Origin of the sequence: Amycolatopsis sp. WAC 04197 (genome assembly GCF_003947475.1) — a bacterium.
In the GTDB taxonomy this organism is placed as follows: Bacteria; Actinomycetota; Actinomycetes; order Mycobacteriales; family Pseudonocardiaceae; genus Amycolatopsis; species Amycolatopsis japonica.
Genome location: NZ_QHJK01000008.1, coordinates 211,442 through 232,794, shown reverse-complemented (window position 1 = coordinate 232,794; position 21,353 = coordinate 211,442). Strand labels below are relative to the sequence as shown.

Genomic DNA, 21,353 nt, shown 5'->3' with positions numbered 1-21,353 from the left:
TTTCGCCGGACGGGGGCGGGTCCGCGCGACGTCAATCGTCATCGATACTCCTGCTCAGGGGTGCTGCCAAAAGGGCTGGCGCCTCAACCCCTGTCCCGAACCTACCAGTGGTTCAGGGAACGGGCCGATCGGTGGAATGTGCTGGTGCCGACACTCCACTGGCGACCGAGCACGGCGGTGAACCCGGAAGTCCTGGCGACTGTCCGGGTCCGGACCGTCTCGATCCGGTCGGTGACCGTGTCGACGCGGACCCCAAGGCATTCCTGTCGTTCTCTTCGCTGTGGTGGGCGACACGCGGAAACCTCGGTTCATGACGGCCGCCCGCCGAACCGCCAGTCGTGGACCTCGATGTCGGCGTACCGGTTCTGGGTCAGGACGGCGCGTGCCGAGGCCCAGCACCAGGTACCGGTTGCCACCCGTGCGGCCACCGGGGAAATCCCACATGGTGCGCCCCAGCGTGTTGCGCCACCGGCGCAGCTGCACGTCCCGGTAAACGCCGGCCTGATAGTTGGGCTCGTCGAAGGCGAACGCGCGGGCGGCGCCGGGATCCGGCAGGTCGACGATGTGCACGCTGCCGGTGGCAGCCTCGCCGGCGAGGGTCGGCCCGCGGGCGATCATCTCCGCCGCGTACCGATCCATGTAGGACCAGTGCTCTTCCGACAGCTCTTCGCACAGCGCCATGGAGCCGGGCCGGTCGCGGTGGTAGCAGAAGAACTCCATGCACAGGTTCTACCCGCCAGGCGGCGCCGGGACGAGTAGTGTGCCGGTACTCGCCGAAGACTCTTGGGGAACAAGATGAGCATGGATGACGCCGCCCGTGTGGCCGCCTCGGTGGACAAGGTCTCGGTGGGGCGGGTGTACGACTATCTGCTCGGCGGCACGCACAACTACGCCGTCGATCAGGCTTTCGCCGAACAGCAGCTCGCGGTGCTGCCGGAGATCCGGGACTTCGCCCGCGCGAACCGCGCGTTCCTCGGTCGTGCCGTCCGTTACATGGTCGGGCAAGGCATCCGGCAGTTCGTGGACATCGGCTCCGGGTTGCCGACACAGGGCAACGTGCACGAGGTCGCCGACGAGGTGGCGCCGGGTCAATGCCGGGTGGTCTACATCGACAACGAACCGATCGCCCGAGCGCATGCGCAGATCCTGCTCGAGCAGACCGCGGACCCGAACCGGCACGCGGCATTGGACGCCGATTTCTTCGACCGGCGCCTGCTGTGGGACCGCGTGCTCGACACGGGCCTGATCGACCGGACCCAGCCGATCGGGCTGCTGCTGGTCGCCTTGCTGCATTTCATGCCCGACGAACAGAACCCGCACGCCGCGCTCGGTTTCCATCGCACGATGCTGCCACCGGGCAGTTTCCTGGCGGTCTCGCATATTCACGTCGCGCCGGAGGATGTCGAGACGCGGAACGCCGGCGAGAAAGTGGCGCGGGAGTACGGGCGCCGGACCAATCACGCCGCGATCATGCGCTCGCGTGAGCAGATCGCCGAGTTCTTCGGAGACCTGGAATTGGTCGAGCCCGGTCTGGTGTGGCTGCCGCAATGGCACCCGGACACCGAGGGCGTAGGCAAGGACGCCGCCCGGTCGCGCGGCCTCGCCGGGGTGGCACGCACCCGCTGACCCCATTTACCGCCGAGGAGTCACCCGGGCAACCGACGATCGTCGTGTCCACGACGAGGCCGGAACCGTTACAGGCAACCGGGTGAATCTTCGTGTTTCCGGTTTTTCCGGGTGCCGTCGATGATCGAAAACCGCCGTTGTGCGCCAGGTTCGCGAGATTGCACGATACGGTGCACGTGCGCATGGTCGTGCTACTCACATGGTGGGAATCCCATTCTTCAAGATCACCTTCTTGTTTTCGCTGTTGGCGGTGCCGTCGACGCGGGAGAAATGATCTTCGAGGTCGCTTGTCGCATTTCCACGTTTGAACGGATGGCTCGTGGGGAACCAGCAGGCGCCGTCTCGGGAGTTCCATCTCCGAAAAGGCGGCTGAGCTGGAAAAAGCGACGAGAGGAGGATGTCTGCGATTGTCCCGCCGGGGGCCAAGCTCGGCGGTCGGAACAGAGGAATTCATTTCTTGTCAACACATCCTTCGACTGGTGGATGTGCTGGTCCGTCCATGCCTTCTTTCGGTGTGCCACCGGACGCGATTCCACGATGTGCGGTGGATTGACACCGGTCCGATGAAATGAATGACAGGTATTGCCACCCTGTGTAATGCCGGGCGCTTTCCGGTCGAATCGTTGTTCCCACCATCGGCGGTACAGACGATCTCGCGGTCCGGGCAGCGTGTTGTTCCGGCCCGATGCGGACTTCCGGTTCCACGGGTGGGGGAACAAGGAATGCGACGCGGTACGGAACGCGGCAATCAAATCGCGGTTTACTGCTACAGGGGAGGAATCGGTCATGCGCTCTGCGTCGGAACAGTACGGCCACACTGGACGGAATCCGGTGCCGAAACGACGGCTCCAAGAGATACTGGCCCGCTTGGCCGGCAGGCACGGCGTTCCTGGAGCACAGCTCGCGGTGCTCGACGGTGGCGTGACGACAGTGGTCCAGACCGGTGTCGAGCACCAGGACAGAAAGAGACCGATGGGCCCGTCGTCCGCCGTACCGATCGGATCGGTCACCAAAGTGGCCACCGCCACGGTCGTGATGGTGCTGATCGCGGACGACGATCTCGAACTGGACCAGCCGGTCGGCGAGATCTTGGGCGAACCCGGTCTCGCCGAGGGAGTGACACCACGACATCTGCTGAGCCACACCAGCGGCCTGCCCTCCGATCCGGCCGACGTCACCGGGGTGTGCCTGCGTGAGATCCGCGCGGCGGTTTCCGTCTGCCCGCCCGGCACCGCGTTCTCGTATTCGAATCTGGGCTACGCCTTGGCGGGATCGCTGATCGAAGCGGTCACCGGGATGACCTGGCGTGAAGCCGTCGAGGCGATACTCCTGCGACCATTGAAGATCGAGCCCGCCTACGCCGGAAGTCCGAGAACCGTTCCCGGGCACGGACGCGCCACGGGCCCGGCCGGTGCCCGTCCGGTCGAGCAGGCCCTTCCGCCGATGCTCGAACCCGCCGGTGCGCTGGCGTTGAGCGCCGCGGACCTCGTCGAACTCGGCCGGGTCCATTTGGGAAAGCCGGGCTTGCTCGACGTCGTGACCGCCGCGGACATGCACCGCCGGGTGCCCGATGCCGAGCCGTACGGTCTGGCCGACGGCTGGGGTCTGGGAATCGCGCACTACGAGGACGGCGACGAAGTCTGGCTCGGCCACGACGGCACCGCCGACGGCACCTCGTGCCAGTTGCGGATCGATCAGGCGGGTGCCTGCGTCGTGGCCTTCACCGCGAACGGTGCCGCTGGCACGGACCTGTGGCACGACCTCGTCGCCGAGCTCCGCGCGCTCGGCCTCGCGATCCCGGAGCGGCGGCCGCCCGCACCGGCCCGCCCGGTCCCGATCGCGGCCGGCGACTTCGGCACCTATCGCAACGGTGCCCTCGACTACACGATCCGTCCCGGCGAACACGGCGGAGCCGAACTGGTCGCCGACGGCGAGGTCTTCCCCGGACTCACCCTCCACGACGACGCCTCGTTCACGGTGCGCGACCCCGTCACCGGTCGCCCGACACCGTGCGGCCGGCTGCGCGGAACGCCCGGTGAGGCGACCGCGATCGAAATCGGCGGCCGCCTCGCGCGGCGTCACTGAGCCGCCTTCTCCCTCCCCGTCCCCCTGGCCCACCTCGGTGGGTTCGCTTGTTGTGCCTGGAAGGTACCGAAAAGATGACCGTGCTCGACACGACGGCCACCCCCGGAGCCGAAAGAGCCGTCGCCCTGCCGGAACTGTTCGCCGCACGGGTGCGCTCCGCCCCGGACGCGGTCGCCGTGGACGGCCATGGTGGACAGCTGACCTACGCCGCACTCGCCGACCGTGCCGCACGCCTCGCCGCCCGGCTGGTCCGGCTCGGAGTGCGTGCCGAGGACAGGGTCGGGTTGCTGCTCGAAAGGTCCGCCGAACTCGTCGTCGCCGAGCTGGCGATCGTGATGGCGGGCGGGGTCTACGTGCCGCTCGACCGGCGCGCCCCCGACGACCGTTCGCGGCTGGTGCTGGCCACCGCGGGTGTCTCGGTGCTGATCACGGACGAACCGGAGCGCGCCGCGCGAATCCACAATGGACGAATCGTCGTCGCGGGACGGTCACTCGCGCCACCGGACGTGGTGCTTCCGCGAGTCGACGCGGACCAGCTGGCGTATCTCATGCACACGTCGGGCTCGACCGGGACGCCGAAGGGAGTGGCGGTCCGGCATCGGGATGTCGCGGCGCTGGCGGCCGACACCCGGTTCGCGGGTGGCGCGCACCGCCGGGTCCTGCTGCATTCCCCGGCCGCCTTCGACGCGTCGACCTACGAATTGTGGGTGCCGCTGCTCGGCGGCGGGACGGTGGTGATCGCGCCGCCGGGTGAACCGGACGTGGAGATGCTGCGCGAGATCCTCGGCCGGTACGAGGTCACCTCGCTCTGGTTGACCGCCGGGCTGTTCCGGGTCGTGGCACAGGAGGCGCCGGACTGTTTCCTTGGTGTGGAAGAGGTATGGACGGGCGGAGACGTGGTCCCGGCGGCCGCCGTCCGCCGGGTGCTGGAGGCATGCCCCGGCCTCACCGTGACCGACGGCTACGGCCCCACCGAAACCACCACCTTCGCCACCTCGCGTCCGATGTCCACAAAGTACGATGTGCCGGACCCCGTGCCGATCGGCCGCCCACTCGACGGCGTCCGCGCCCACGTCCTCGACGAGGCGCTGAACGCCGTCCCGGCCGGGCAGGCGGGGGAGCTGCACCTGTCCGGGGCCGGGCTGGCCCGCGGGTACTGGGGCAGACCGGGTGCGACCGCGGACCGCTTCGTGGCCGATCCCGGCGTACCCGGCGGCCGGATGTACCGGACCGGTGATCTGGTGCGGTACGACGACGGCGAACTGGAGTTCCTCGGCCGGGCCGACGACCAGGTCAAGGTCCGCGGTTTCCGGGTCGAGCTCGGGGAGATCGAATCGGTGCTGGCCGCCGCGCCGGGTGTGGGCGAGGTCGTGGTCGTCGCCCGTGAGCGGAAGCCGGGCGTCAAGCAGTTGGTCGCCTACGTCGTGACAGCGCCGGGCGAGGCGCTCGACGATCTCGCGGAGGTGGCCGCGGCGGTGCTGCCGGACTACATGGTGCCGTCGGCGTTCGTCGTCCTCGACGCACTTCCGCTCAACGCCAACGGGAAGGTCGATCGCCGCGCCCTGCCCGCGCCCCCGGAGGAGAGCCGGACGGAAACCGGGCCGGGTTCGGAAACGGAACGTGCCGTCGCCGACGTGCTGGCGGGCGTGCTCGGAATGGACCGCGTCGCGAACGATGACGATTTCTTCGCCCTGGGCGGCGATTCGCTCCTCGCGGTGCAGGCGTTGTCCCGGCTGCGCCGGACCTTCGGCGTGACCTTGTCGGCTCGTGCCGTGTTCGACGCACCCACCGTGACCGGACTGGCCCGGCTGGTCGACGAGGCACAACCCGCCGGGAACGACGCGCTCCCGGCCGCACCGTCGACCCAGGTGCTCCCGCTTTCGCCCGCCCAGCGGCGCCTGTGGTTCCTCGACGAGCTGACCGGGGACAGCGCGGAGTACAACACCGCGGTCGGTCTCCGGCTTTCCGGACCGCTGGACGTCGACGCTCTGCGCGGTGCGCTGGCCGCGCTCTGCGCCCGTCACGAGTCCCTGCGCACGACCTTCGACGAAGGTTCGCAGCGCATCGCCGACAAGGCCGAGATACCGCTGTGTGTCAAGGGAACCGCCGCCGACGATGCCACATTGGCGGCGGACCTGAGCGTTCCGTTCGACCTGCGCAGCGGCCCCCTGACGAGGGCCACGCTCTATCGCCAGGGACCGGAGGAGCACCTGCTCGTCCTGTGCCAGCACCACATCGTCACCGACGGCCGGTCGATCGGGATCCTGACCGGCGAGCTGCTCGACTTCTACGCCGGTGTGACCCCGCCGCCGCTGGAGTCGGGTTACCGCGATTACACGCACTGGCGCCGTCAGACCGACAACGACGCCCAGCTCGGCTACTGGCGTGCCGCGCTCGACGGACTCGAACCGCTGGCTTTCCCGACCGACCGCCCGAGGCCTGCCCGGCGCGGTACGGCAGGCGCGGTGCACCGCCACGATCTGCCCTCGGAACTCGTCCGCGGCCTCACGGACGCGGGACGTCCGCACGGGGCGACGTTGTTCATGACCCTGACCGCGGCGGTGCAACTCCTCTTGTCGGCCTACGGCGGTCAGCGCGACATCGCGGTCGGCACCGCGGTCGCCGGGCGCGACCGGCCCGAATGGGAGCCGCTGACGGGGTTCTTCGTGAACACCCTCGTGCTTCGCTCGCAAATCGATCCCGCTCGCCCTTTCCCGGCTTTCCTGGCCGGGTTCCGGGAGACGGCGCTGGAGGCGTTCGCGCACGCCGACGTCCCCTTCGACCGGGTCGTCGAAGCGGTGCAGCCGGAGCGCGATCCGTCGCGGACGCCGCTGGTGCAGGCGGTCGTCGTCCTGCAGAGCCCGCTGGTCCGCCCGCGTGAGGTCGCCGGTCTGCGGGTTTCGGAGTACGACCTGCCCCGGCCGTCGGCCAGGTTCGACCTCGTCGTCGAGTTCTGGCCGAGGGAAGACGGACTGAGGATCACCGTCGAGTACGCCACCGCGCTTTTCGACAGCGCGACGATCGAGCGGCTGACCGCGAGCCTGGAAGCCCTCCTCACCGGGATCGCCGCCGATCCGGATCGTCCGGTGGGCGAGTTGCCGCTGCTCACCGAGGCCGACCGCCGGCTCCTGCCGTCGCCGTACCCCGCTCCGTCGATGACCATCACGCGCCTGTTCGACCATCACGCCGAGCAGCATCCGCAGGCCCCCGCGGTGGTCTCCGGTGCGGACCGCCTCGACTACGGCGAGCTGCGCGCCCGGGCCGACCGCCTGGCGGGACGGCTGATCGAACTCGGTGTGCGCCCGGAAGACCGGGTCGGCGTGCTGATGGACCGCTCGGCGGACCTGGTGGTGGCGCTGCTGGCGATCCTCAAGGCCGGCGCCGCCTATCTGCCGCTGGACCTGCGTGCGCCGGCCGACCGCCTGCGCCTTCTACTCGACGGCACTTCGCTTCTGCTCACCGACGAGACGTGGCACGGAACCGCCGCCACCGTCCACAACGGACGGATACTGACGCTGCCGTCCACCGGGGACGCGGCCACGGTCACGGTCGAACCCGCGAACCTGGCCTATGTCGAGTACACCTCCGGCTCCACCGGCGTACCGAAAGGCGTGGCGGTCCGGCACGCCGACGTGGTCGCGCTGGCCACGGACCCGCGGTTCACCGGCGGAGCGCACGAGCGAGTTCTGCTGCACTCGCCGCTGGCGTTCGACGCCTCCACCTACGAGCTGTGGGTCCCGCTCCTCAACGGCGGCACCGTGGTCGTCGCGCCACCGGGGGACGTCGACGCGGAGGTCGTGCGCGAGCTGACCGAGCGACACGGTGTGACCGCCCTCTGGCTCACCGCCGGGCTCTTCCGGCTCTTCGCCGGTGACACGCCCGAGTGTTTCCGCGGCCTCCGGGAAGTCTGGACCGGCGGCGACGTCGTCCCACCCGAAGCCGTGCGCCGCGTGCTCGGCAGCTGCCCCGGTGTCGCGGTCGTCGACGGCTACGGGCCGACCGAAACCACCACGTTCGCGACCTCGTTCCGCATGACGTCCGCGGACGCGGTCCCCGAAACGATCCCGATCGGGACTCCGCTGACCGGGATGCGCGTCTACCTGCTCGACGACGGACTGCGGCCGGTCCCGCGCGGCGCGCTCGGCGAGATCTGCGTCGCAGGCCCGGGGCTCGCCCGCGGATACGCAGGCCGGCCGGGCGCGACGGCCGACCGGTTCGTCGCCTGCCCGTACGGTGCCCCCGGCGAACGCATGTACCGCACCGGTGACCGCGGGCGGTGGCGTGCCGACGGGACCCTCGAATTCGCCGGCCGTGCCGACGACCAGCTCAAGATCCGGGGCTTCCGGGTCGAACCCGGTGAGGTGGAGCGTGCCCTCACCGCCCGGCCCGAGGTCGCGGAGGCGGTGGTCACGGCGCGCTCCGGGTCCGGCCGCAAACACCTGGTCGCCTACGTCGTGGCCGCGGACGAGTCCACAGTGGACATCGGGACCTTGCGCGAAAGCCTGGGCCGGACCCTGCCGGACTATCTCGTGCCGTCGGCGTTCGTCGTCCTCGACGCGCTTCCCCTCAACGCCAACGGGAAGGTCGATCGGCGCGCGCTGCCGGAGCCGAGCTTCGAGCCCGCGTCGAGCGGGAGAACGGCGCCGCGGACCGAGCGGGAAGCGGTGCTCGCGGGGATCTGGGCCGACGTGCTGGGGCTCGACCGGGTCGGGATCGAGGACAACTTCTTCGCCCTCGGCGGCGACTCGATCCTCGGCATCCAGGTCAGCGCGCGGGCACGGAAGGCGGGGCTGTCGATCACGACGGCGGACCTGTTCCGGTATCAGACCATCGCCGCCCTCGCCCCGGCCTTGACCGACGTCTCCACGGTCCCGGATCGAGGTCCCGTCACCGGGGACGTCGTGCCGACGCCGATCCAGCGCTGGTTCTTCGACACGATCTCCGGACCCGCCCGGTTCGATCAGGAGATCGAGGTCGAGCTGGCGAACGGCACCGACGAGGGCGCGCTCGCCGCGGCCATCGGCGCGCTGATCGAGCACCACGACGCGTTGCGCACGACCTTCACCCGCGACGGAGACCAGTGGCGGCTGCGCATCGCCGGTGCCGAGGACGGGCATTCGCTGCTGCGCTGGAGGTTGTCCGGTCCTCCGGAGCGGCGGGTGCTGCATCTGTCCGCGCATCATCTCGCCGTCGACGGCGTGTCCTGGCGGATCCTGCTCGACGATCTCGACCAGGCCTACCGGAAGGCCGATCTCGGGCCGAGGACGACCTCGTTCCAGGAGTGGGCCGCACGTCTGTCCGCCCATGCGGAAGAGGGCGGCTTCGACGACGAACTGGAGCATTGGCGCTCGATCCCCGAGTTCACGCCGATCCCGGTCGACGGGATCGGGGCGAACACGGTGGGCCGGGCCCGCGCCGTGACGGTGCGGCTGACCGCCGGGGAGACGCGGTCACTGCTGCGGCAGGTCCCCGAGGTCTACCGGACCCAGGTCAACGACCTCCTGCTGGCCGCGCTCGGCCGCACGCTGCGGGACTGGACCGGCCGGGTTCCGGTGATCGACCTGGAGGGCCACGGCCGCGAGGACCTGTTCGACGGCGTGGACCTGTCGCGCACGGTGGGCTGGTTCACCAGCCTGTTCCCGGTGGCGCTGGACGTCCCGGACGACTGGGGCGCCGCGATCAAAGCCGTGAAGGAGCGGCTGCGTGCGGTCCCGCGCCGCGGCATCGGCTACGGCGCGCTGCGCTATCTCTCCGGCACCGCGCCCGCCATCGATCCACAGATCAGCTTCAACTACCTCGGGCAGTTCGAGCTGACCGGTGAGCTCTACACCGGCTCGCCCGGCGAACTGTCCTTGGCCGCCGACCCCGGCGGCGTCCGTCCCCATCTGCTCGACGTGGTGGGCCAGGTCACCGGCGACACGCTGGAGTTCACCTGGCACTACGCGGAAGGCGTGCACGAAGAGGCCACCGTGACCCGGTTGGCCGAAGGCACGCTGGAGAACCTGCGTGGACTCCTCGGGCACTGCGCCGAACCCGGTGCGGGCGGGCGGACGCCGTCGGACTTCCCGCTGGCGGGACTCGACCAGTCCACTGTGGACGAGCTGGTGGGCGACGGCCGGGACGTGGAGGACGTGTACCCGCTGACGCCGATGCAGGCGGGCATGGTGTTCCACAGCCTGGCCCGGCCCGGCGATCGCAACTACTTCGAACAGATCACCTTCACCGTCGACGACGTTCCCGACCCCCGTGCGCTCGTCGCGGCCTGGCGACGAGTGGTCGAGCGGACCCCGGTCCTGCGCAGCAGGATCGTCTGGGAAGGGGTACCGCGTCCGCTGCAGATCGTGCTGCGGGCGGCGGAGATCCCGGTGAGCTGCCCGGACTGGTCCACAGTGGACGCCGAGGAGGCGCTGCGGCGGAAGCTGGCCGAAGACCTCGCCGAAGGGCTCGACCTGACCCGCGCCCCGCTGACACGGCTGGTCGTCGCCAAGGAGTCGGCGGCCTCGGTCCGGGTGATCTGGACGTTCCATCACGTGCTGCTGGACGGCTGGAGCGTCTTCGGTGTCCTGTCGGACGTCCTCGCCGTGCTGCGTGGTGAAGAGCCACCGGTGCGTCGTCCGTTCCGCGACTACGCCGGATGGCTCGCCGAGCAGGACGACGAAGCCGCCGAAGCCCATTGGCGGGCCGAACTCGCCGGGGTGACGCCGACCCCGTTGCCCGGTGATCGCGGCGCCCGGGCACACGCCGCCAGCTCGTCAGCCCGGGTACCGGTGGACTTCGACGACGCCACGACCGCCCGGATCCACGCGTTCGCGCGACGGCACCACCTGACGCTCAACACGATCGTCCAGGGCGCCTGGGCGGCGCTGCTTTCCCGCTACAGCGGCGAATCCGAGGTGTGTTTCGGCGCGACGGTGTCGGGCAGGCCGGTCGAGCTGCCGGGAGCGGACGACATCGCGGGTCTGTTCATCAACACCCTGCCGGTGCGGGTCCGGCTCGACGCCGGGCGCGGTCTCGTCGACTGGCTTCGCGAACTGCAGGCGGCGCAGGCGGAATCCCGCCGGTACGGCCATGTCGGCCTGCCGCGGTTGCAGTCCTGGAGTGACACCGGCGGCAGCCTGTTCGACAGCATCGTCGTCTTCGAGAACTATCCGGTGGCGGACGTCGCGGGGATGGCGGACGTCCGCGCGGCCGAACGCACCAACTACCCACTCGGGGTCGTCGCGTATCCGGGCCGCCGGTTGTCGCTCGTGCTGACCCACGACCCCGAGCTGATCGGACCGGATCTCGCCCGGCGGCTCGCCGGCCACCTCGAGACGCTGATCCGTGGCTTCGCGGACGCGCCGTACGCGCCCGTGACACGGGTGCCCATGTTGTCGGAACGGGAGATCCGGCACCTGCTTCGCGAGCGCGACGCCACCGCCCGGCGGATACCGGAGGGGTCGGTGCCGGAGCTGTTCGAGGCTCGCGCACGCCGGGATCCCGGCGCCGTGGCGCTGGTGACCGATGAGGAGACCGTCACCTACGGCGAACTCGAAGTCCGGGCGAACCGCCTGGCGAACCGGCTGCGCGAGCTCGGCGTCCTCGCCGAAGACCGCGTCGCGCTCCTGATGGACCGTTCGCCCGCCCTCGTGGTGGCCGAACTCGCGATCCTGAAGGCGGGCGGCGCCTACCTGCCGCTGGACCTGCGCGCGCCCGCCGACCGGCTGCGGCTGCTGCTGAGCGAAGCCGGCGCGGACGTCCTCGTCGCCGACGAGGCTTGGCTGTCGACCGCCGAGGAGATCCACGACGGCGTGATCGTCACGGACGCGGGTGACGCACCGGAGGCCGCGCCCGTGGTGCCGGTCGATCCCGAGCAGCTCGCCTACGTCATCTACACCTCCGGCTCGACCGGCAAACCGAAGGGCGTGGCCGCCCGGCATCGCGACGTCCTCGCTCTCGCGGCCGAGCGGCGCTTCGCGGCCCACGATCGGGTGCTGCTGCACTCGCCGCAGGCCTTCGACGCGTCCACCTACGAGCTGTGGGTGCCCTTGCTGAACGGTGGCACGGTCGTCCTGGCCCCGCCGGGGGAACTCGACGTCCACACGCTCGGCCGGGTGATCACCGCGCACGCCGTGACAGGGGTCTTCATGACGACCGGGCTGTTCCGGCTGGTCGCGCAGGAGGCCCCGGAGATGTTCGCCGGCGTGCGTGAGGTCTGGACGGGCGGCGACGCCGTTCCCGCCGTCGCGCTGCGCCGGGTCCGGGCCGCGTGTCCGCGGACCCTGGTCGCCGACGTCTACGGCCCCACCGAGACCACGACGTTCGCCACCGTGCACCCGCTGCCGGACGAGGTACCCGACGTCGTGCCGATCGGGGCACCGCTGGACCACACCCGTGCTTATGTCCTGGACGACGACTTGTGCCTGGTGCCGCCGGGTGCGCCCGGCGAACTGCATCTCGCTGGGGCAGGGCTCGCGCGGGGCTACCTCGGACGGCCCGGGCTGACCGCGGACCGGTTCGTCGCGGATCCGTTCGGTCCGCCGGGGGAGCGGATGTACCGCACCGGTGACGTGGTGCGCTGGAACGACGAGGAAGCCCTCGAATTCGTCGGCCGGGTGGACGAACAGGTCAAGATCCGCGGCTTCCGCGTCGAACCGAGCGAGATCGAGGCCGCGCTGGGCGAGCACCCCGGCGTCGAGCAGGCGGCCGTGCTGGCCCGCGCGGACGGCGGGGTGAAACGGCTGGTCGCCTACATCGTCGGCGAGACCGAGGGGCTCGGGGAATTCCTGGGGCGGACCCTGCCGGACTACATGGTCCCGGCGGCGTTCGTCCGGCTGGAGAAATTCCCGGTCAACGTCAACGGGAAGCTCGACCGCGCCGCCCTGCCCGCCCCGGACTTCGGGGCTCGTGACCACGTCGCGCCACGCACCGATCGCGAGCTCGTGCTGGCCGGGATCTGGGCGGAGGTGCTGGGTGTCGAACGGGTCGGTGCGACCGACGACTTCTTCGAACTGGGCGGCGACTCGATCCTCAGCATCCAGGTGGTGTCGAAGGCCCGGCGTGCCGGGCTGGAACTGCTGCCCGGCGACCTGTTCGCCCATCGGACCCCGGCGACGCTCGCCGCCGCGGCCCGCAGCGCCACCGAAGCCGTCCGTCGCGGCCCGGTCAGCGGCGAGGTGCCACTCACCCCGATCCAACGGTGGTTCTTCGCGACCCAGACGGCCGATCCGGAGCATTTCCACCAGTTTGTCCATTTAGGACCTGAGCGGATCGACCGCGCCGCCGCGCGCAAGGCCGTGGACGCGCTGCTCGAACACCACGACGCGCTGCGGATGCGGTTCACCCGCGGCGACGGCTGGAAGCAGGAGAACGGCCCTGTCGGCGCCGAGACCCCGCTGATCCGCCTCGACCTCTCCGAGCACGGTGTCACCCTCGCCGTGCACCACCTCGTCGTCGATGGTGTCTCGTGGCGGGTGCTCGCGGAGGACTTCGACCGCGGTTACGCCCAGGCGCTGCGGGGCGAGACGATCGACCTCGGGCCGCGCACCACCTCCTTCCGGGAGTGGGCGATCAGGCTCGCCGAGTACACCGCCGGCGGCGGATTCGACGACGAACTCGACCACTGGCGCGGCCTGCCGACGGACACCTCGATCCCGGTCGACGGCGAGGGTGAGGCCACCGTCGCCTCGATGCGCGAGGTCACTGTGCGGCTTCCCGAAGCGGAAACCGAGGCGCTGCTGAGGGAAGTGCCCGCCGCCTATCGCACGCAGGTCAACGACGTGCTGCTCACCGCGCTGGGCCGGGTGCTGCGGGACTGGACGGGCAAGGTCCCGGTCATCGACCTGGAAGGGCACGGGCGCGAAGACCTGTTCGACGACGTCGATCTGTCCCGCACGGTGGGCTGGTTCACCAGCGTCTTCCCGATCGCGCTGGACGTGCCCGAAGGCTGGGGTACGGCACTGAAGTCGGTGAAGGAGCAGCTCCGGGCCGTGCCGCGGCGTGGGATCGGCTACGGCGCCCTGCGTCACCTGGCGGGGACCGCGCCGTCGATCGACCCCGCGGTGAGTTTCAACTACCTCGGCCGCTTCACCTCGGGCAGGCTGGAATCGGACGAGAGCGAGCTTTCGGCGCGAGCGCATCTGCTCGACGTCGTCGGCCGCGTCGAGTCCGGCGAACTCGAATTGACCTGGTATTACACCGAGGGCGTCCATCGTAGGTCCACAGTGGACAGGCTCGCCGAGGCGATGCTGACCGCCCTGCGGGAGATCATCGCGCATTGCACCGAACCGGAGGCCGGTGGGCGCACCCCGTCCGACTTCCCGCTGCTCACGCTCGATCAATCCACAGTGGACACCCTCGTCGGCGACGGCAGGGCGGTCGAAGACCTCTATCCGCTGACGCCGATGCAGGCGGGGATGGTGTTCCACTCGTTGTCACAGCCGGACGAGCGGCTCTACTTCCAGCAGGTCGGTTTCGTCGTCGAAGGCGTCGAGGACGTCGACGCGCTGGCCGAAGCCTGGCAGCGCGTCGTCGACCGCACCCCCGTGCTGCGCACGACGATCGCCTGGGAAGGTGTGCCGGAGCCGGTGCAGGTGGTGCGGCGACGGGTGACCGTCCCGGTCAACCGGCTCGACTGGCGTGCCCACACGGCCGGAGGGCAGGAGCGGTTCTGGCAGGAGGTCTTGGCCGCGGACCGCGCCGAGGGGCTGGACCTGGACGGCGAAATCCTGCTACGGCTGACTCTGGCGCGGCTTTCGGACACGGAAGTCCGGGTGCTGTGGACGTTCCACCATGTCCTGCTCGACGGCTGGAGCGTCTTCGGCGTGCTGTCCGACGTCTTCGCCGCCTATGCCGGGGACGAACCGCCCGAACGGCCACCGTTCCGGGATTACGTCGCGTGGCTGGACCGCCAGGACGACACCGAGGCGGAACGCCACTGGCGTCGCGAACTCGGCGACTTCACCGCACGTGGCCGGCTCACGGCGCAGGACCACACGAGCCGGTCGGCCGAGTGGCTGCGGGTCCCGGTCGAAAGCTCCGCGCGGCTCGGGGAAGCCGCGCGCAAGGCGGGCCTCACGATGAACACCGTCCTGCAGGGCGCGTGGGCGCTGGTGCTGTCCCGGCTGACCGGGGAGCGTGACGTCTGTTTCGGCACCACCGTTTCCGGTCGCCCGGTCGACCTGACCGGCGCCGACGACATCACCGGGATCTTCATCAACACGCTCCCGGTCCGCGTCACCACCGATCGGTCGCCGGTCGCCCAATGGCTGGCGGCGTTGCAGGACCGGCAAGTGGAGTCCCGCAGGTACGGGCATCTGCCGCTGACGAAGCTGCAGGCGTGGAGCGGGACGGACGGCGGCCTCTTCGACAGTATCGTCGTCTTCGAGAACTATCCGATCGTTTCGGCGACGCGCGACGGGCTGCGGTTGCGGGACGTCGACGCCGCCGAAACGACGAACTACCCGATCAGCGTCGTCGCGTCGCCGGGGGAGCGGCTGAGCCTCGACGTCGGCTACGACCCCGATCTGTTCGACGCCGCGACGGCCGAGCGGATTACGGACCAGCTCGTCGGTGTGCTCGACGCCTTCGCCGAGGACCTGAACCGTCCGCTCGACACCATCGACCTGCTCACCGACGCCGAACGGCTCCAGATCCTCGGCGACTGGAACGACACCGCGCGTCCGCTGCCGGAAGGAAGTCTCGCCGAGCTCTTCGGACGGCAGGTCGCGCACGCGCCCGGCGCGATCGCCCTCGTCGGCGACGGAGTCCGCCTGACCTACGCGGACCTGGACGAGCGCGCGGACCGGCTCGCCCGGCGTCTGGTGTCACTCGGCGCCGGCCTGGAAACCGTCGTCGGTGTGCTCATGGACCGCTCGCCGGAGCTGGTCGTCGCCGAACTCGCCGTCGTCAAAGCCGGCGCGGCGTACCTCCCGCTGGACACGAGGGCGCCCGCGCCACGGTTGAAGACATTGTTGGACGGTGTGCCGATCCTCGTCACCGATCGGGCACTCGCCGACGCGTCTGTCTACAGTGGACAGATCGTCGTCCCCGACGGCCGGACCGCGGACGTCGCGCTCCCCGAGGCGGTGCCGGACAACCTCGCGTACGTGATGTACACGTCCGGTTCGACAGGCAGGCCGAAGGGCGTGGCCGTACGTCAGCGTGACGTCGTCGCCCTCGCCGCCGACCGGCGCTTCGCCGCGCACGAGCGGGTGCTGCTGCACGCTTCGCCCGCCTTCGACGCTTCCACCTACGAGCTGTGGGTCCCGCTGCTCAACGGCGGCACGGTCGTCGTGGCCCCTCCGGGAGACCTCGACGTGGAAACCCTCCGCCGGATCATCGCCGAGTACGAGGTCCACGGGGCGTTCTTCACCGCCGGGCTGTTCCGGCTGCTCGCGCAGGAGGCTCCGGAGACCTTCCGCGGGATGCGCGAGGTATGGGCGGGCGGCGACGTCGTCCCGGCCGCCGCGGTCCGGCGGGTACGGGAGGCGTGCCCGGGCACGGTCGTCGTCGACGGCTACGGTCCGACCGAGACGACGACCTTCGCCACCTCGCAGCCGATTCCGGACGACGTCACCGGTGCCGTCCCGATCGGGAAACCGCTCGACAACATGCGGACCTACGTCCTCGACGCCGAACTGCGGCTCGTGCCGCAAGGAGTGCCTGGTGAGCTGTACATCGCCGGGGCCGGGCTCGCTCGCGGGTATTTCGGTGATCCGGCGCTGACCGCCGACCGGTTCGTGCCCGACCCGTTCGGCCCGCCGGGGGAGCGGATGTACCGCACCGGCGACCTCGTCCGCTGGAACCCGCTCGGCGAACTGGAGTACACCGGGCGCGCCGACGAGCAGGTCAAGGTCCGCGGTTTCCGGATCGAACCGGCCGAGATCGAGGCCGCGCTGACCGCGCATCCGGGCGTCGGCCAGGCCGCGGTGCTGACCAGGGAGGACCACGGCGTCAAACGGCTCGTCGCCTACCACACGGGCGACGCGGACGGCCTCGCCGGATTCCTCGGCCGGACCCTGCCCGACTACATGGTGCCCGCAGCGTTCGTCCGGCTCGACCGCTTCCCGTTGACCGCCAACGGGAAGATCGACCGCCGCGCCCTGCCGGCGCCGGATTTCGGCGACAAGACGGCCCGGACCGCGCCCGCGACCGAGGCCGAACGCGCGCTCGCCGCGATCTGGTCCGACGTGCTCGGCGTCGCGGACGTCGGCGCCGAGGCCAACTTCTTCGCACTGGGCGGCGACTCGATCCTCAGCATCCAGGTCGTGTCGCGCGCCCGCCGCGCCGGGTTGAGCCTGCTGCCCCACGACGTCTTCCGGCATCCGACCCTCGCCGCGCTGGCCGCCCACGCCGGTGGCGACGCCGGGCCGCGCGCCGAACAGGGGCCGGTCACCGGGATGGCGCCGCTCACCCCGATCCAGCACTGGTACTTCGACGGTCTGCCGGACCGGTTCGACCAGCGAGTGGTGCTGGAGTTCACCGAGGACGTCGACGAAGCCGCGCTGCGCCGCGCGCTGGAAGCCGTGTGGGCACAGCACGACGGGCTGCGGCTGCGGTTCGAGCGTGACGGCGTCCAGCACGGCGAACCGGTGTGGCCGGCCGAACTGCTCACCGACGAGATCGCCTTCGACCTGGCGCGAGGTCCCTTGCTGGCCGCGGTGCTCGACGGGCGGCGGCTGACCCTGGCCGCGCACCACCTCGTCGTCGACGGCGTCTCCTGGCGGATCCTGCTGGAGGACCTGGAAACCGCCTACCGAGGTGGCGAACTCGGGCCGAAGACGACGTCGTACCTGGAGTGGGCCAGGCGGCTGGCCGAGTACACCGAGTCCGGCGGTTTCGACGACGAACTGGCGTACTGGCGCGGGATCCCGGCGCCGTCGGCCGAGGCGGTACCGGCCACGATCGCCGACACGGGCGAGGTGACGGTCCGGCTCACCGCCGAGGAGACCCGGGCGCTGCTCCAGGACGTTCCCGAGGTCTACCGCACGCAGGTCAACGACGTGCTGCTCACCGCGCTGGGCCGGGTCCTCCGGGACTGGACCGGGGAGATTCCGGTGATCGACCTCGAGGGCCACGGACGCGAAGACCTGTTCGACGACGTCGACCTGTCCCGCACGGTCGGCTGGTTCACCAGCGTGTTCCCCGTGGCGCTCGACGTCCCGGACGGCTGGGGCGCCGCGCTCAAAGCGGTGAAGGAACAGCTCCGGGCGGTGCCGCGGCGGGGAATCGGGTACGGCGCCCTGCGGTATCTCACCGGTACCGCGCCGGCCATCGATCCCCGGATCGGCTTCAACTACCTCGGCCGGTTCGACGACACCGAGGCGGGCGCGTTCCGGACCGGCGCCCTCGACGCCGACGTCGACCCGGCCGCTCCCGCGAGCCACACGCTCGACATCGTCGGCCGCGTCGTGGCCGGGACACTGGAGCTGACCTGGGCGCACGTGGAGACCCGGCACGATCGCGGCACCGTCGAAGAGTTGGCGGAGCGGATGCTGGCCGCCCTGCGCGAGATCATCGCGCACTGCGCGGTGCCGGAGGCCGGTGGTCGCACGCCGTCGGATTTCCCGCTCGCCGCCCTCGATCAGTCCTCAGTGGACGCTCTGGTCGGCGACGGCCGGGCGGTCGAAGACGTCTACCCGGTGACGCCCATGCAGGGCGGGATGCTGTTCCACGGCCTTTCCCAGACGGCGCAAGGCATGTACGTCGAGCAGGCGACGTTCGTCCTCGAAGGCGTCACCGACCTCGACCGGCTCGCCGCGGCGTGGCAGCGGGTCGTGGACCGCACGCCGGTCCTGCGGACGGCGTTCGTGTGGGCCGGCGTCGAGGAGCCGCTGCAGGTGGTACACCGCGAGGTACGGCTGCCGATCCGCGTGCTGGACGGGACCGGTCACGATCTCCAGCGGCTCCTGGCCGAGGACCGCGAACAAGGGCTCGATCTCGCGGAGGCGCCGCTGATGCGGGTGGCGCTCGTGCGGTTGTCGGCGACCGAAGTCCAGGTGCTGTGGACGTTCCACCACGCACTGCTCGACGGCTGGAGCGTCTTCCACGTCCTGTCCGACGTCTGCGGCGCCTACGCCGGGCAGACGCTGCCCGCGAGGCCGCCGTTCCGGGACTATCTCGCGTGGCTGGGCGGCCTCGCCCGGGCCGACGCCGAACGCTTCTGGCGTCGCACGCTTTCCGGGATCGACGGGCCGACGCCCGTTCCCGGCGACCGGGCGCCCGCGGCCGGGCATATCGCCTGTTCGTCCGAATGGCTGCCCGTCCGCCTGGACGAGGCGGCGACGAGCGGGCTCGACGAGTTCGTCAAACGCCACGGCCTCACGCACAACGCGGTCCTGCAAGGGGCATGGGCCTTGCTGCTGTCGGCGTACAACGGTCACGACGACGTCGTGTTCGGGTCCACCGTCTCCGGCCGGCCGCCCGAGGTGCCCGGCGTGGACGCGATCACCGGCATCTTCATCAACACGCTGCCGGTCAGGGTCGGGATCGACCGGGGTGCCCGCGTCGCCGAGTGGCTCGCGGATCTTCAGGCGGGTCAGGCCGAGGCACGCCGTCACGGGCACTTGCCGCTGTCGCTGGTCCAAGGCTGGGCGGAGCTGCCCGGGGGAGTGAACCTCTGCGAGAGCCTGGTGGTGTTCGAGAACTATCCGATCACCGGCGCCGAGGCCGGGCACGGGTTGACCGTGCGCGATCTGTCGGCACGAGAGACGACGAACTTCCCGCTGACGGTCGTCGAGTCGCCCGGTCGTGAGCTGAACGTCGATCTGGGCTACGACCCGGCCTTGTTCGACGCGGAAACGGTGAGCCGGTTGGCCGGTCACCTGCTCACGCTGCTCCGGGAGCTTGCCGTGGACGGCGCTCGGGCGATCACCGACGTGTCGATGCTGACTCCGGAGGACGAACTACTCCTCACGGAATGGACGGAAACCGGTACGGCGGCCCCCGCCCGGTCGCTGCCGGACCTCTTCGCCGAGCAGGTCCGCACCCGGCCCGACGCGGTGGCTGCCGTCCTCGACGGTGAACAGGTCACCTATGCCGAGCTGAACCGGCGGGCGAACCGGCTGGCCAACCGCCTGATCGGGCTCGGCTTGCGCCCGGAGGAACCGGTCGGCCTCGCGACGAGCAGGGCGGGCACCGTGGTGGCGGAACTGGCCGTGGTCAAGGCGGGCGGCGCGTATCTGCCGATCGACACCCGAGCTCCGGCGGAACGACGGCGGGTATTGCTCGAAGGTGTGCGGCTCGTCGTGTCCGACACCGGGTACCCGGATGCCATCCGGCTGTCCTCTGTGGACGAAGAGCCGGACGGTGATCCCGCCGTCGTCGTCGATCCGGACCAGCTGGCGTACGTCATGTACACCTCCGGGTCCACCGGCACGCCGAAGGGTGTCGCCGTGCGGCACCGCGACGTCGCCGCCTTGGCCGGGGACAGCCGGTTCCGGAGCGGGGCACACGAAGTGGTCCTGCTGCATTCCCCGGCGGCGTTCGACGCGACCACCTACGAACTGTGGGTACCGCTGCTCACCGGAGGCCGTGTCGTCACCGCCCCGGACGGCGACCTCGACGCGCACCGGCTGCGGACCTTGATCCGCGAGCACGGGCTGACCGGGATGTGGGTCACGGCGGGCCTGTTCCGGGTGCTGGCGCAGGAAAGCCCGGACTGCTTCGCCGGGCTGCGTGAGGTGTGGACCGGCGGTGACGTCGTGCCCGCCGAAGCGGTGCGGCGAGTGCTGGGTGCCTGCCCGGGGCTTCGGGTCGTGGACGGCTACGGCCCCACCGAGACCACGACGTTCGCCACCGCCCATCCGATGGACGAGACGGTTCCGGACCGGATCCCCATCGGCACGCCGCTGGACGGCATGGTCGCCCGCGTCCTCGATCCGGATCTGCGCCCGGTGCCGCCGGGAGTGCCGGGCGAGCTGTACCTCGCCGGCGCGGGTCTCGCTCGCGGCTACCGCGACCGGCCAGGGCTGACCGCCGACCGGTTCCTCGCGGCACCGGGCGGGCAACGGATGTACCGCACCGGCGACGTCGTCCGCTGGACCGGAGCAGGGGTCCTCGAATTCCTCGGGCGGGCGGACGACCAGGTGAAGCTGCGCGGATTCCGCGTCGAACCCGGCGAGGTCGAGGCCGTGCTGGCCCGGCATCCCGCCGTGGCGCAGGCCGCGGTCGTCGTCCGCGAGGATCAGCCCGGCCTGAAGCAGCTCGTCGCCTACGTCGTGTCGGAAGCCGGACAGGACACGCTCCGGGACTTCCTGGCCGATCGGCTGCCGGACTACCTGGTGCCGTCGGCGTTCGTCGCGCTGGACCGGATCCCGGTCAGCGCCAACGGAAAGCTCGACCGCAAAGCCTTGCCCGCGCCCGCCGCGCCGGAGACCGGATACGTCGAGCCGGAAACCGAAACCGAACAGGCACTGGCCGCGATCTGGGCCGAAGTGCTCGGCGTGGAGCGGATCGGCGTCGAGGACAACTTCTTCGCCCTCGGCGGGGATTCGCTGCGGAGTCTGCACATCGCGGCCAAGGCGGGCGCCTTGTTCGCGGTCCGGCTCACCCCGGCCGACGTCCTGACCGCGCGCACCGTCGCGGGGCTGGCCGGAACGGTCGAAGAACTCATCTTGGGCGAGCTCGAAAGCCTCGCCTCCGAAACGGAAGCGTGAGGACGC

Annotated in this window: 4 protein-coding genes; 3 read left to right on the top strand and 1 reads right to left on the bottom strand. The window is 70.7% G+C overall.

Annotated features, from left to right (window positions below; all coding sequences use genetic code 11):
• Window positions 1-54 precede the first annotated feature (54 nt).
• A complete protein-coding gene (locus DMC64_RS43340) occupies window positions 55-720 on the bottom strand; it encodes a YciI family protein (RefSeq protein ID WP_233629840.1) in 666 nt (221 codons plus the stop codon).
• An 81-nt stretch (window positions 721-801) separates the two neighbouring features.
• Between DMC64_RS43340 and DMC64_RS28085 the strand changes: the two genes are divergently transcribed.
• From DMC64_RS28085 to DMC64_RS28075, 3 genes are all read left to right on the top strand, one after another.
• Window positions 802-1,626 (top strand): SAM-dependent methyltransferase, encoded by an 825-nt coding sequence (locus DMC64_RS28085; protein WP_125736248.1) that lies wholly within the window; start codon window positions 802-804, stop codon window positions 1,624-1,626.
• Window positions 1,627-2,412: 786 nt separating this feature from the next.
• Window positions 2,413-3,711, top strand: a complete 1,299-nt coding sequence (locus tag DMC64_RS28080) for a serine hydrolase (RefSeq protein ID WP_233629839.1) — start codon at window positions 2,413-2,415, stop codon at window positions 3,709-3,711.
• Window positions 3,712-3,785: 74 nt separating this feature from the next.
• A complete protein-coding gene (locus tag DMC64_RS28075) occupies window positions 3,786-21,347 on the top strand; it encodes a non-ribosomal peptide synthetase (RefSeq protein ID WP_125735954.1) in 17,562 nt (5,853 codons plus the stop codon).
• The last annotated feature ends 6 nt before the right edge of the window (window positions 21,348-21,353 follow it).

Coding starts and splice junctions, on each gene's coding strand:
- DMC64_RS43340 (WP_233629840.1), bottom strand. CDS start 720: ATGGAGTTCTTCTGCTACCACCGCGACCGGCCCGGCTCCATGGCGCTG.
- DMC64_RS28085 (WP_125736248.1), top strand. CDS start 802: ATGGATGACGCCGCCCGTGTGGCCGCCTCGGTGGACAAGGTCTCGGTG.
- DMC64_RS28080 (WP_233629839.1), top strand. CDS start 2,413: ATGCGCTCTGCGTCGGAACAGTACGGCCACACTGGACGGAATCCGGTG.
- DMC64_RS28075 (WP_125735954.1), top strand. CDS start 3,786: ATGACCGTGCTCGACACGACGGCCACCCCCGGAGCCGAAAGAGCCGTC.